General features: G+C 68.2%; 13 protein-coding genes and 3 tRNA genes. 15 read left to right on the top strand and 1 reads right to left on the bottom strand.

All coding sequences use genetic code 11. From position 1 onward, the window contains the following. Positions 1-18: 18 nt before the first annotated feature. The 11 genes from LCY71_RS05860 (at position 19) to LCY71_RS05810 (ending at position 10422) form a co-directional block, all read left to right on the top strand. Positions 19-1476 (top strand): aryl-sulfate sulfotransferase, encoded by a 1458-nt coding sequence (locus LCY71_RS05860; protein ID WP_225335425.1) that lies wholly within the window; start codon positions 19-21, stop codon positions 1474-1476. Between the two features lie 58 nt (positions 1477-1534). Continuing rightward, the gene (locus LCY71_RS05855; protein ID WP_225335424.1) at positions 1535-1876 is read left to right on the top strand and encodes a ferredoxin; all 342 of its coding nucleotides are present in this window, start codon (positions 1535-1537) and stop codon (positions 1874-1876) included. 178 nt (positions 1877-2054) lie between these two features. Next, positions 2055-3911, top strand: a complete 1857-nt coding sequence (locus LCY71_RS05850; protein WP_225335423.1) for an ABC transporter substrate-binding protein — start codon at positions 2055-2057, stop codon at positions 3909-3911. 105 nt (positions 3912-4016) lie between these two features. Continuing rightward, a complete protein-coding gene (locus LCY71_RS05845; protein WP_225335422.1) occupies positions 4017-5060 on the top strand; it encodes an ABC transporter permease in 1044 nt (347 codons plus the stop codon). Next, a complete protein-coding gene (locus LCY71_RS05840) occupies positions 5057-6523 on the top strand; it encodes an ABC transporter permease (RefSeq protein ID WP_225335421.1) in 1467 nt (488 codons plus the stop codon). The genes LCY71_RS05845 and LCY71_RS05840 overlap by 4 nt, the downstream gene beginning before the upstream one ends. Beyond that, positions 6520-7647, top strand: a complete 1128-nt coding sequence (locus LCY71_RS05835) for an ABC transporter ATP-binding protein (RefSeq protein WP_225335420.1) — start codon at positions 6520-6522, stop codon at positions 7645-7647. The genes LCY71_RS05840 and LCY71_RS05835 overlap by 4 nt, the downstream gene beginning before the upstream one ends. After that, positions 7644-8981 carry an ABC transporter ATP-binding protein gene (locus LCY71_RS05830; protein ID WP_225335419.1) on the top strand — a complete coding sequence of 446 codons (1338 nt, stop codon included), beginning with the start codon at positions 7644-7646 and terminating at the stop codon, positions 8979-8981. The genes LCY71_RS05835 and LCY71_RS05830 overlap by 4 nt, the downstream gene beginning before the upstream one ends. Next, positions 8974-9366 (top strand): DUF7555 family protein, encoded by a 393-nt coding sequence (locus LCY71_RS05825; RefSeq protein ID WP_225335418.1) that lies wholly within the window; start codon positions 8974-8976, stop codon positions 9364-9366. The genes LCY71_RS05830 and LCY71_RS05825 overlap by 8 nt, the downstream gene beginning before the upstream one ends. A gap of 36 nt (positions 9367-9402) precedes the next feature. Beyond that, positions 9403-9924 carry a DUF7529 family protein gene (locus LCY71_RS05820; RefSeq protein ID WP_225335417.1) on the top strand — a complete coding sequence of 174 codons (522 nt, stop codon included), beginning with the start codon at positions 9403-9405 and terminating at the stop codon, positions 9922-9924. Between the two features lie 43 nt (positions 9925-9967). Further along, positions 9968-10091, top strand: a tRNA-Pro gene (locus LCY71_RS05815). Positions 10092-10337: 246 nt separating this feature from the next. Next, a tRNA-Leu gene (locus tag LCY71_RS05810) sits at positions 10338-10422 on the top strand. A gap of 120 nt (positions 10423-10542) precedes the next feature. Here LCY71_RS05810 and LCY71_RS05805 read toward each other — a convergent pair. Next, on the bottom strand, positions 10543-10725 hold the full coding sequence (locus LCY71_RS05805) for a DUF5786 family protein (protein ID WP_225335416.1): 183 nt from the start codon (positions 10723-10725) through the stop codon (positions 10543-10545). 159 nt (positions 10726-10884) lie between these two features. Here LCY71_RS05805 and LCY71_RS05800 point away from each other — a divergent pair. From LCY71_RS05800 to LCY71_RS05785, 4 genes are all read left to right on the top strand, one after another. After that, a tRNA-Met gene (locus LCY71_RS05800) sits at positions 10885-10959 on the top strand. A gap of 420 nt (positions 10960-11379) precedes the next feature. Next, complete coding sequence (locus LCY71_RS05795; RefSeq protein ID WP_225335415.1) at positions 11380-11781, top strand: ArsR/SmtB family transcription factor; 402 nt, start codon at positions 11380-11382, stop codon at positions 11779-11781. Further along, positions 11774-12934: an ACR3 family arsenite efflux transporter gene (gene arsB / locus LCY71_RS05790; RefSeq protein WP_308444692.1), complete on the top strand. Its 1161-nt coding sequence runs from the start codon at positions 11774-11776 to the stop codon at positions 12932-12934. The genes LCY71_RS05795 and arsB overlap by 8 nt, the downstream gene beginning before the upstream one ends. A gap of 3 nt (positions 12935-12937) precedes the next feature. Next, on the top strand, positions 12938-13396 hold the full coding sequence (locus LCY71_RS05785) for a low molecular weight phosphatase family protein (protein ID WP_225335414.1): 459 nt from the start codon (positions 12938-12940) through the stop codon (positions 13394-13396). Positions 13397-13413: the final 17 nt, after the last annotated feature.

Raw genomic sequence — 13413 nt, 5'->3', positions numbered from 1 at the left:
CTGCACGAACGCCGTCCCATGGACGCGACGCGCGCAGTCACGGGCCTCCTCGCCGTCGTCACGGTCACCGCCGGGTTCGCACCGGCGGCGGCCACCGCGACGGCCGACCAGGGAGTCGCCTCGTCGGCGGCCGCTTCCGGACCGGCACTCCAGACCGACGCCTCGAACGCCTGCGTCGGGACGATCCGCGAGCGACCCGACAACGCCACGCTGCTCTCGCTCCAGGGGGCGCGGGGGTCGAACTACACCACGGCGCTGCTGACCGGCATCGCCCCGAACGGCTCGATCATCGGCGTCCACGACGTCACGGCCCACGGCGGCCGGTGGGCCTACGACGTCGACGTGCTGCCGAACGGGAACCTGCTGATGGCGAGCACCGAGCCCGGCATCACCGTCGTGACCGAGATCGACCCCGCGACCGGCGAACACGTCTCTGAGCGCCGCTTCGAGAACGTCGAGGACGGCCACGACGCCGACCTCCACGGCGACGAACTGTACCTCGTCGACAAGGGCGACGAGCGCAACCGGGTGCTGATCTACAACCTCACGCGGGAGGAGATCACCTGGGAGTACCGCTTCGACGAGCACTCGGAGGCCTTCCCGCGTGAGGGCGGCGGTCCCTACGCCGACGACTGGACCCACGTCAACGACGTCGAGCGGATCGGTGGCGGTCTGATCATGGCCTCGATCCGGAACTTCGACCAGGTCGTCGCCATCGACCGCGAGACCAAGGAGATCGCGTGGATGCTCGGCGAGGACGGCGACCGCGACGTCCTCTTCGAGCAGCACAACCCCGACTACTTCGAGGGCGAGAACGGGACGCCGACCGTCATCGTCGCCGACAGCCGCAACGACCGCGTCGTCGAGTACGCCCGCATCGAGGCGGGCGCCGATGTCGACCTCGGTGCGAACGCGACCCGCGTGAACGACGAGTGGGTCCGCACGTGGACCCTCGAGGGCGGGCAACTGGACGACCCGCGGGACGCCGACCGCCTGCCGAACGGCCACACGCTGGTCTCCGACCGACGCGGCCACCGCCTGCTGGAGGTGACGCCGTCCGGCGAGGTCGTCTGGGAGACGTACGGCCCCTGGCAGCCGTACGACGCCGAGCGGGTCGGCACCGGCGACGAGTCCAGCGGCCCGACGATGCGGGAGGCGGGCGCCACGGGCACCGTCGAGATGACCGGGAGCCAGGGCATCGACGTGGAGCGCCAGGAGCAGTGCTACGAGTACCTGACCAGTTCGGACCGGGCCGACCGCCTGCTCCGGCCCGGAGTGCTCGACGGCGGGACGACCGGACCGGCGACGACCGACGCCGGGGACGCGAACGCGACGGACGCGTCCGACGATGGTACGACGGCGACGCCGGCGCTCGGGACCCAGTCGGACGGCCCCGACGGCTGGATGTTCGCCGCCGGCCTGCTGGGCGCGGCAGCGCTGGCCGCCGCTGCGCTGCTCACCCGCCGCCTGGGATAGCCCCGGAGTTTCTGCGGAAAAAGGCGGGCTTAACTGCCCCCGCTACCGAGTGACGGCTATGAGCGACCACGACGAACCCGTCGACCCGAGCGACGTCGGTGAGACCGACGCCCCGCCCGTCGAGGACAAGCCCTACAAGATTATCTTCGAGGCCAACAAGTGCATCGGCGCGGGCAAGTGCGCGGAGGTCTCCGACAACTGGGAACTGAGCCTGGACACCGGCATCGCGGCGCCGAAGGCCTACTTCGTCGGCGAGGAGCAGGTCGACGACGAAATCCGCGCCGCGGAGGTCTGTCCCGCGAAGAAGGACCGCGGAGTCATCCACGTCGTCGACCGCCGGACGGACGAGGAGATCGCGCCCGACCCCGAGGGCGACGGGACCCTCTCGGTCGACTGGTGAGAGCCGGGTGCGGTGGCGAGAGTCGCGCACGGACGTCATCGTTAGCCGATACATTCGGATAATGGCCGGTCTGATCACACACACGCTAAACATTCATCCTACCTTTCTTCCAGCATTTAGCGGTTAAACGGGCTAAAATAACACAAACCACTATATGTTGGGGTCCGTATACGTGGCTATGTCATCCGACCGATCGATCGAACGGCGGAATTTTCTGAAGGCGACAGGTAGCGCCGCGGCGGCGGCCGCGCTCGCTGGCTGTTCTGGCGACGGCGGCGATGACGGGACCGGCGGTAACCAGACCGGCGGTACGGAGACCGGCTCCGGGGACGTCTCGACGGAGCTGAAACAGGAGGGCGACCTCTGGCGCGTCCTCTCGGGGACCATCACGACGCTGGACCCCATCGAGGCGACGGACACCTCGTCGGGGATCCTGATCCAGCAGATGTTCGATCCGCTGATGAACTACCCCGACGGCCTGCCGACGGTCGAGGCGCTACAGGCCGCGGACTACTCGGTGTCCGACGACTTCCTCACCTATGAGTTCCAGCTCGAGGACGCCACCTTCCACAACGGTGACGACGTCACGGCCTCGGACTTCGCCTACGCCTTCGAGCGGCTGGCCGCCTCGGAGAACTCCAGCCGGGCGTACTTCATCCTCGACTCGATGGGCGTCACCCACGAGACGACGACGGAGACGGTCGACGGCGAGGAGGAGGAGGTCTACGAGCCCGGGACGCTGGGCGTCGAGGCCGTCGACGACTCGACGCTGCGCATCGAGCTGTCCGAACCGTTCCACGCCACCCTGGAGATGCTCGCCTACACCGCGTTCTCCCCGATCCCGGAGGGGACCCTCGGCGACGTCGAGGGGTACGACGGCGAGATGGAGCAGGACGAGTTCTCCAGTTCGAACCCGATCGGGAACGGCCCCTTCGAGTTCGACGACTGGGAGTCCGGCACCGAGGCCCGCGTGGCCGCCTTCGGCGACTACTACGGCGAGGGGCCGAACGTCGACGGCGTCCACTGGGCGGTCATCGAGGACGACACCGCCCGGTACAACTACCTGATGAACCGCAACGCGGACGTCGCCGAGAACTTCCCCACCGCCCAGTACGATCCCTCGAAGGTCTCCGTCGAGGAGGAGGACGACCAGGGGCGCCAGATCGGGACCTACGGCGAGGTGCGCAACGGCGCGACGATGAACTACTCCGGCGTCGCCGACATCGGCGTCTACTACCTCGGGTTCAACATGGACCGGGTCGAGAAGCCGATCCGCCAGGCGGTCGCCTACGCGCTGAACCAGCACACCATCGTCGAACAGATCTTCAAGCAGCGGGGCGAGCCCGCCTACAACTTCACGCCGCCGTCGATCTTCCCCGGCGGGGCCGAGAACTACCGCAGTCGCGCCGAGAACGAGTATCCCTACGGGTACGAACAGTCCCAAATGGACCAGGCCCGCTCCGTGATGGAGGAGGCCGGCTACGGCGACGGCGAGCGCGCCAGCGTGGAGCTGACCATCTACGAGTCCGAGGTCTGGAGCGAGACCGCCAGCATCCTCCGCGACCAGCTCCAGAGCGCCTACGTCGACCTGGAGGTCAACCAGGCGCCGCTCAACACGCTGCTGGAGCGGGGCCGCAACGGCGAGCTACAGATGTACTCGCTCGGCTGGGTCGCCGACTGGCCCGCCCCGGACAACTTCCTCCAGCTGCTGAACCCGCCGCAGACCGACACCAGTATGGACTTCCCCGTGGCGTATCTCAACTGGAACTCCGAGACGGGCGACGCCGCCGAGCAGGCCGCGCAGGCCTACCAGACGGTGCTCGACAACTCGGCGCCGACCGACGAGGACGGGAGCGCCCGCGACGAGGCGTACGTCCAGATCGAGAACGCCAACTGGGAGGACGTCGCTATGCTGCCCGTCTACCACCAGCTCAGCGAGGTGTTCTGGTACGACCACGTCGACGTCACGCCGTTCGGCGGCATGGGGCCGAGCCGCCAGATGATGAACACCGTCTCGGTCGGCGAGCGGGAGTAACGCCGCGGCGATCCCGTCCCGCCGCTTTCCGGCGGACGGCGCCCGAATCGATCACAACAACGAAAGCATGCCACTATTCACGTCAGTACCACGGCTAGACTATCCATGAGCCGGCTCACGTATCTGCTCAAGCGGCTGCTCATGTCCATCCCCGTCGTGATATTCGGCACGACGATCACGTTCGCCATCATCCGGCTCGGACCGCTCAGCCCGGCAGACGCCATCCTCGGGCAGGACCCCGACCCGCTGGCCGTCCAGCGGATCGAACGCCGACTCGGACTCAACGAGCCCCTCTGGGAGCAGTACTTCCAGTTCATGGGCAACCTCTTCACGTTCGATCTCGGCCAGTCGTGGGTGATCAGCTCGGGGACGCCGGCCGTCGAGCTGATCGCCTCCTACGCCCCCCGGACCATCTGGCTCGGCTTCTGGTCGATCCTGATCGCGCTGCTGATCGGCATCCCGCTGGGCTTCTACGCGGGCCTGCACCCGAACACGCTCTCGGACTACACCGCCTCCTTCGGCGGCATCGTCTGGCGCGCCATGCCGAACTTCTGGCTGGCGGTCATCCTCGTGACGGTCCTCTCGCAGTCCCAGCAGCTGTTCGGCTTCAGCTGGCAGGCCTTCCTGGTCGAGACCAACGTGGTCACGTCGCCGAACCTGGGCGTCTTCACCAGGCCGTCGCGGTTGATAACCGACCCGCGGGCCGCCTGGACGAACGTGCTGGCGGCGACGAAACAGATCCTGCCGGCCGCGCTCGTGCTGGGGTCGGCGTCGATGGGGACCGAGATGCGCATCGGCCGGACGGCCATCCTCGAGACGATCAACGAGAAGTACGTCGAGACCGCGAAGGCCAAGGGCGTCCCGCCGCGCGTGCTCGTCTGGAAGCACGTCTTCCGGAACGCGCTGATCCCGCTGGTCCCGGTGATCACGGCCGAGGCGTTCATCCTCGTCGGGGGCTCGGTCCTCGTCGAGACGGTCTTCGCGATCAACGGGATCGGTCGCCTGTTCTTCCAGGCCTCCGTCCAGGGCGACCTCCCGCTGGTGGGGACGCTGATGTACCTGTTCATCCTGCTGATCGTCGGCCTGAACATCGTCCAAGACATCGCCTACACGATCATCGACCCGCGCGTGGGGTACGAAGGCACATGACGGAGAGCAAACCGCGATCCGACGACGAGGCGGACAGACCGCTCAGAGACCGCATCGGTGCCGAGCCCGGACCGGCGCTCGTGTGGCTCGCCGGCCTGGCGCTGCTCGTGCTCGTCGAGGCGCCGTTCTACCTCGAGGGACTTCTCAGCGCCGCCAGCGGCGCGCTCGGAGCGATCCCCGGCGATCCCGGGGCCGACGCCGCGGCGGGCGCGTCCGCGTTCTTCGACGAGCTCCCCCACCTGCTGAGCCGCGACCTGATCCCCAACCGGGGCTACCGGGACGGCGGTCAGTGGCAGGGCACGTTCCTCGGACTGGAGCCGATGCACGCCTGGCTCGTCCGGTTCGTCCTGGTGTACGCCTACGCCGCAGTGACGCTGGGGTGGCTGTGGTACGGCTACGTCCTCTTCCGCCGGCACTACCGCGCGGCCGACTGGACGCCGACCGACGACGTGGTCGACCGCCTGCGCTCCCACTACTGGGGGCAGTTCGGTCTGCTGATCGTGGTCGCTTTCCTCGTGCTGGCGCTGTTCGCGCCGATGGCCAGTCCGACCACCTACGAGGAGAACATCGAGGCCCCCTACTCCCACCAGTTGCAGTACTTCGACGAGGACGCGGGCGAGGTCAGGACGACCACTGTCGGCGACGCCAACCTCGGATCGGCCTCGCGGGGCGGCGGCGACAGCAACGTCGGCCTGTGGAGCTACGACGACTTCGGACGCTTCCACCCCGCCGGGACCCTGACCAACGGGAAGGACCTGTTCACCTTCCTCGCGTTCGGGGCCCGCGTGTCGCTGTTCATCGGCGTCGGGTCGATGGCGCTGGCCGGCGTCCTGGCCGCCGGCCTGGCGCTGATCACCGCCTACTACAAGGGGGTGACCGACCTCGCGGTGATCCTCACCAGCGACTCCGTCCAGGCGATGCCCGCACTGTTGCTTTTGATCCTCGCCTCGGTCGTGTTCCGGGGCACGTGGATCGCCGGCCTCTACAACGGCGCCGTCCTCTTCATCCTCCTGTTCGCGCTGATCCGCTGGCCGGGGCTGTGGCGCGCGGTCCGCGGCCCCGCCCTGCAGGTAGCCGAGCAGGAGTGGATCGACGCCGCCAAGAGCTACGGGCAGCGACCCTCAGTCATCATGCGGAAGCACATGGCGCCGTACATCCTGGGGTACCTCCTGATCTACGCGTCGCTGACGCTGGGCGGGGTCATCATCTCCGTGGCCGCCCTCTCCTTCCTCGGCCTCGGAATCACCGCTCCCACGCCCGAGTGGGGCCGCGCCATCGACATGGGCCAGCCCTACATCGCCAGCCAGTCCTGGCACATCTCGCTGATCCCGGGGATCATGATCACGCTCGTCGTCACGGGCTTCAACGCCCTGGGCGACGGGATCCGCGACGCCATCGATCCCCAGAGCGAGGGCGCCGAGGGCGGACGTACTGCCGCGGCCGCCGGAGGTGGCGGCGGATGAGTAGCGAGCGCGCGCCCGCCGACTCGGGGGGCGATCCGCTGCTGTCCGTCGACGACCTCCGGACGACCTTTAGCGGCCGCGACGAGACCGTCAGGGCCGTCGACGGCGTCTCCTTCGACATCGAGGCCGGCGAGACGCTGGGTATCGTCGGCGAGTCGGGGTCGGGCAAGAGCGTCACCGCCCGCTCGATCATGGGGCTGGTCGACTCCCCCGGCAAGGTGCTGGACGGCTCGTCGATCCGGCTGGACGGCGAGGAACTGACCGACCTCTCGGAGAAGCAGTACCGGTCCGTGCGCGGCGGCCGGATCGCCATGGTGTTCCAGGACCCGCTCAGTTCGCTGAACCCCGTCTACACCGTCGGTAACCAGATCATCGAAGCGCTGGAACTCCACCGCGGCCTGAGCGGTGCCGCGGCCAAGGAGGAGGCCATCGAACTCCTGCGGGCGGTCGGCATCCCCGACGCCGCCCGCCGGATCGACGAGTATCCCCACCAGTTCTCTGGCGGCATGCGCCAGCGGGCCGTCATCGCGATGGCGCTGGCCTGCGAGCCGGAGCTGTTGATCTGCGACGAGCCCACGACCGCGCTGGACGTCACCATCCAGGCCCAGATCCTCGAACTGCTGCAGGAGGTCCAGGAAGAGCGGGACGTGGCGATCATGTTCATCACTCACGACATGGGCGTCATCGCCGAGGTGGCCGACCGCGTGGCCGTCATGTACGCCGGCGAAATCATCGAGCGCGGACCCGTCGAGGCGATCTTCGCGGACCCGAAACACCCCTACACGCGGGGGCTCCTCCGGAGCATCCCCGGCCGGAACCCCGACGCCGACCGGCTCCCCACCATCGAGGGCGACGTGCCGACGCCGACCGAACCGGCCTCCTACTGCCGGTTCGCGCCGCGCTGTCCCGAGGCCTTCGGCGCCTGCGAGCACGTCCACCCCGCCCACGTCGACGTGGGCGAGGACGGGGACCACACCGCCGCGTGCCTGCTGTACCCCGAGGAGATGACTACCGAGAACGCCGTCCGCCACCACGAGGAGATCGGCGACGAACCGCGTCCCGGCGAGACCGATATCGACGAGGAGACGGCCGCCGGCGGCCGGGCCGGGGGTGAGGACGAATGAGCGAGCCCGTCGTCGACGCCGACCGCCGCCGGACCGGCGAGACGCTGATCGAGGTCGAGGGGCTCAGGAAGTACTACGAGGACACCGGGCTGTTCGGCGGCGACCCGGTCAAGGCCGTCGACGGCGTCAGCTTCGAGATCGCCCGTGGCGAGACGTTCGGCCTCGTCGGCGAGTCGGGCTGCGGCAAGACGACGCTGGGCCGGACGCTGATCCAGCTCGAGACCGCCACCGGAGGGCGGATCTCCTTCGCCGGCACGGACGTCACCGACCTGAGCGGCGACGACCTCACCGAGTGGCGGCGCAACGCCCAGATGGTGTTCCAGGATCCCGAATCGAGCCTCAACGACCGGATGACCGTCGGCGAGATCGTCCGGGAGCCGCTGGACGTCCACGACGTGGGGACGCCCAGAGAGCGCCGCGAGAAAGTGCGGGACCTGCTCGGCGAGGTCGGCCTCCAGCCCGAGCACTACTACCGCTACCCCCACCAGTTCTCCGGGGGACAGCGCCAGCGGATCGGCATCGCCCGGGCGCTGGCGCTGGAGCCGGAGTTCGTCGTCCTCGACGAGCCCGTCTCCGCGCTGGACGTCTCCGTCCAGGCCCAGATCCTCAACCTGCTGGAGGACCTTCAAGACGAGTTCGGGCTGACCTACCTGTTCATCGCCCACGACCTGAGCGTCGTCCGCCACATCTGCGACCGCGTCGGCGTAATGTACCTCGGCAACCTCATGGAGGTCGGCCCCACGGAGCAGCTGTTCCAGAGCCCGGCCAACCCCTACACCAGGGCGCTGCTGTCGGCGATCCCGGAGCCCGACCCGACCGACGAGAGCGAGCGGATCACGCTCCCCGGGTCGCCGCCGAGCCCCCGGGACCCCCCGCAGGGCTGCCCGTTCGCGACCCGCTGTCCCGTCCGGCTCCGCCCCGACGACGTCGACGCCAGCGAGGCCGTCTGGGAGCGAATCCGGGAGTTCCGCGACGCCGTCCGCGAGCGGTCCCGCGCCGAGCGCTCGCTCGGGGACCGCGTCAGAGACCGACTCGGGCTCGAGACCGCCCTCGCCGACGCCGACGACCTCGTCGCGGAGACCTTCGACGACGTCGACGTTCCACCGGAGGTCCGCCGCCACGTCGAACAGGCCGCAGACTACCTGAGCGACGGCGATCCCGACACCGCCCGCGCGTACCTCCGGGAGGCCTTCGGCGGCCGCTGCGACGTCGAGACGCCTGACTACTACGAGGTCGACGAGGGGCGCGTGAGCTTCTGTCACCTCCACGACCCGGAGCACGCGCCCCCGGGCGAGAAGCTCCGCAACCGCGGCTTCGAAACCCACGATGGATGACCGCGCGGGCGCAGCGCTGGACGCCGCCGTCTACGCCGTCGCGGTGACCGCCGTCGCGACGCTGCTCGGCGGCGCCGCAGCCCTCCTGGCCGGCGGCGGCTGGATCCCCGTGAAGGTGACTCTCTTCGTCGTCGGCTTCGCGCTGTTCGGCTACGCTTCGATCTCGATGTGGCGCGCCCTCTCGCCCGACCCGGACGAGGGGGTCTCCGCCCGGGGCTACCGCGAGCCCACGCCCTTCGAGTCGGCGCTCGCCCGCGCCGTGCCCGCCGCGGGCGGTCTCGTCCCTCCGGACGACCGCCTCTCGCCGTCCGTGAAGCTGTTCGTCGCGAGCCTGCTCGTCCTGGGCGTCTCCCTCGCCATGGAGACCGTCTTCGGCGTCCGGTGACCCCACGCTTTACGGGGCCCCGCTCGAACTACCGCCATGGTCGAGACAGGCGAGGACGGACCGGACCGCGCCGATCGGATCGCCGCCGGCGCCGACGCGGCGAAGTCGGCCTGGCAGGCAACGCTCGACGAGGCCGAGGCGCTGGCCCAGCGCCGCAGCGAGGAGGGTCGCGAAGCGGTCGTCGTCGCAGCCGGCGACGCCGGCCTGACGACCACGGACGACGGCGACGTCCGCCTCGAGTTCGTCGTCCCGGGCGACGACGCCGAGACCGCCGAGCGCCTCGTGACCGAGCACTCGCTGGACCGCTTCGACGTCTACCGGCGCACCGTGGACCAGAACGTGTTCCTCGTCGTTGAGTACTTCGAGTCCGGGGGACCGGCGCTGCTCGTCGCCAGCACGTACGAGCTCCGGAACGCCGGCAACGCGTTCGCGGCCGCGGCCGACGACCCCGCGTTCTACACCCGGCTCCAGAAACTCGACCGCACGCCCGTCGCCGAGTTCGCCCACGCCGACCGCTCGAAGTTCGTCCCAGAGGACCGCGTGTCGGTCGGGGAGTGAGGACTGAAAGCCACAAACCGCACGACTGCAGAGTCCCCGCTGTGCGAGGGGAGCCGAGCCCGGCCGAAGGCGGTGGGCTTGGGACCCGCTCCCGCAGGGTCCTCGTGAGCGAGCACAGCGAGCGAACGAGTGCGTCTTCCGGTAGTCCATGGGTTCGCTCCCTCGCCTGACGACGCGGCGCTAGACCTTCGAGAACGCTCCGCGTTCGCTCGGTCCCGTACCTCGCGTTAGACGATTCCTTCTATAGTAGCAACTGAAACTATTTACACGTCGAAGGGCATCACGAGTGCCCCTCGAGTGTGTCAGTGCGTTCACTTTCTACTACAGCGCCTGTCGATTCCCTGTTGAGGGGGTACACAGAGTCGACTGCGGACCGAAAGCAACAACCGGACCGACGACCGATTCGAGGACGCGCGAGGGTAGCCGAGCCTGGCCAAAGGCGGTGGGCTTAAGACCCGCTCCCGTAGGGGTCCATGGGTTCGAATCCCATCCCTCGCATCTGCGACGAACGGACGTGAGGAGCGATGCGAGCGGGATTCGAGCCCTGGGAGTCGCAGCGGCCGAACGGCGCGGAGTCAGTGGATCACAGAGAGAACGCAAAATGGCGACGCGCGCCGGTCAGGACGCGTCTTCGTCCCGGATGTCCTGCAGCTTGTCGAGCAGGTCGTCTGTCGAGGCGTCGACCTCGAAGGTGACCTCGCCGTCGTGGTCGCTTTCGTGGACAGATACCCCGTCCTCGTCGTCACTGACGTCGACCTTCTGGTTCTGCTGCTCGGATTCGTCGTAACTTCCGAACCCCATGCGTTTGACACTTGTCGGGCCCTCGGCAAAAATCGACCGGTGAACAGGTTCGTGCCCGTGCCGGCAGCGGATTTCGGGTGACAATGACTACCACGGTCACGATTGGCAGACTGCGTCGAGTACGGAAGGTGTAAAGGGACCGAGCCACGACTGCATGATAGCGGGATAGGATAGCCTGGAGATTCCGCTGGGCTCATGACCCGGAGATCGGTAGTTCAAATCTACCTCCCGCTACTCTTCAGCGAACGACCGCCACGGAGTTTCATCTCCGCGGCCGACTCGCCGTGCTGTCGCTGATCGTGGATTTGAACCCTGGAAGACGAGCGTCAGCGAGTCTTCCTCCGGTTCAAATCTACCTCCCGCTACTCCTCAGCGAACGACCGCCGCGGAGTTTCATCTCCGCGGCCGACTCGCCGTGCTGTCGCTGGTGACGGAGCTGAAGCAGACCACAAGAGAGCGAGGCGACGGGTCCTACTACGCCGAGACACTCACTCCGACCGGATGCAGACTACGGTTCTCAGGTCCGATTCGATTTAATTCCTCTTCATCTCAATTGTTCCGGGGAGGCGCGCATTGGCGCTCTATTCGATTCTAATGTCTTTTCTCAGGCGAAATTCGAAAGAACTACTTGAGATTTCATTCAACCATCTGGCGATGGCACAGTCGACGGAGCGGCTACGGCGATACCTGGAAGACGAGCTCGGCGAATGCCGGAGCGGGGACGTCGAGGAGCGCCTCGACGAACTGGGGGCGCTGGAGGCGGCGCTCGGGGCGGAGCGGGTGTCCGCCGAGCTGGACGTGCTCTCGGCACTGGCCAACGAGACGCGCTACACGCTCGTGCGCGTCCTCGTGGCGGCCGGCGAGGAGCTGTGCGTCTGCGAGCTACAGGCCGTCGTCGACGTCAGCGAGAGCGGGCTGAGTCACGCGCTCTCGGCGCTCGTCGACGCGGGGCTGGTCGAGGACCGGAAGGACGGCCGTTGGAAGAAGTACCGCGCGACCAACCGCGCGGTGGCGCTCGTGACGGTCCTCGAGGGGAGCGTGAGCGTCGATGAGTGAGGTCGCCCGCGAGCACGGCCCGGACTGCAGCTGCCCGGACTGCGGAGACCCGCGGTCGATGGACTTCCTCGACAAGTACCTCACCGTCTGGATCTTCGGCGCGATGGCGATCGGCGTCGGCCTCGGCTTCGTCGCGCCGTCGGTGACGCAGCCGATCGGGGACCTCCACCTCGTCGAGGTCGGGTTGATCCTGATGATGTACCCGCCGCTGGCGAAGGCCGACTACTCCCGGCTGCGGGCGGTGTTCAGCAACTGGCGAGTGCTCGGACTGAGCCTGGTCCAGAACTGGCTGCTCGGCCCGACGCTGATGTTCGGGCTGGCAGTCGTGTTCTTCGGCGGCCTCGTGCCCGGCCTGCCGGCGCGTCCCGAGTACTTCCTGGGACTGGTGTTCATCGGGATGGCCCGCTGTATCGCGATGGTGCTGGTGTGGAACGAACTGGCGGAGGGGTCGACGGAGTACGTCACCGGCCTCGTCGCGTTCAACAGTCTCTTCCAGATCGTCACCTACGGGGTGTACGTCTGGTTCTTCGCCCTGTTCCTGCCGCCGCTTCTGGGGATGGAGTCGCTCGTCGCGGGCATCACGACGTTCGACGTGACGCCGATGCAGGTGTTCGAGGCGATCGTCGTCTTCCTCGGCATCCCCTTCGCCGGCGGATTCCTGACCCGCTACGTCGGAACGCGCGTGAAGGGCGAGGAGTGGTACGACGAGGAGTTTATCCCGACGATCGATCCGCTGACGCTGGTCGCACTGCTATTCACGGTGATCGTGATGTTCGCCACGCAGGGCGAGACTATCGTCGCGTCGCCGGGCGACGTCCTGCTGATCGCCGTGCCGCTGACCATCTACTTCGTGGTCATGTTTCTGGTGAGCTTCGGGATGGGACGGGGCATCGGGGCGGACTACTCGACGACGACGGCCATCGGCTTCACCGCGGCGTCGAACAACTTCGAGCTGGCCATCGCCGTGGCGGTCGCGGTGTTCGGCGTCGGCTCCGGCGTCGCGTTCGCGACCGTCGTCGGCCCGCTCATCGAGGTTCCCGTCCTCCTGGCGCTGGTGAACGTGGCGCTGTACTTCCAGCGGCGGTTCGACTGGGGCGGCGACGCGGCGGCGAGCGCCGACGCGACCGCGACCGACCTGCCTACCGACGACTGAACCATGTCCACCGACACCGACGACACCGATCCGATTCGCATCGCCTTCGTGTGCGTCCAGAACGCCGGCCGCTCGCAGATGTCGACCGCGTTCGCCGAGCGCGAGCGCGACCGCCGGGGGCTCGCCGACGACGTCGAGATTCTCACGGGCGGGACGGACCCGGCCGATCACGTCCACGAGGAGGTGGTCGACGCGATGGCAGACGCGGAGTTCGACCTCTCCGACCGGACGCCGCGCGCGATCACTAACGGGGAGCTCCGCGCCTGCGACTACGTCGCCACGATGGGCTGCTCGACGCTCGACGTCGGCGGCGTTGACGACGCGGTCGACGTCCGCGACTGGGCGCTGGACGACCCCGACGGGCAGGATCCCGACCGGGTGCGGGAGATCCGCGACGAGATAGAGCGAACGGTGAGCGCGCTGTTCGACGAGGTCGAGCGGGAGCGCGTGAGCGGGGAGTGAACGGTCGCCCCGTGACG

Source organism: Halomicrobium urmianum (assembly GCF_020217425.1).
Classification (GTDB): Archaea; Halobacteriota; Halobacteria; order Halobacteriales; family Haloarculaceae; genus Halomicrobium; species Halomicrobium urmianum.
This window is presented reverse-complemented; position numbering and strand designations above follow the sequence as displayed.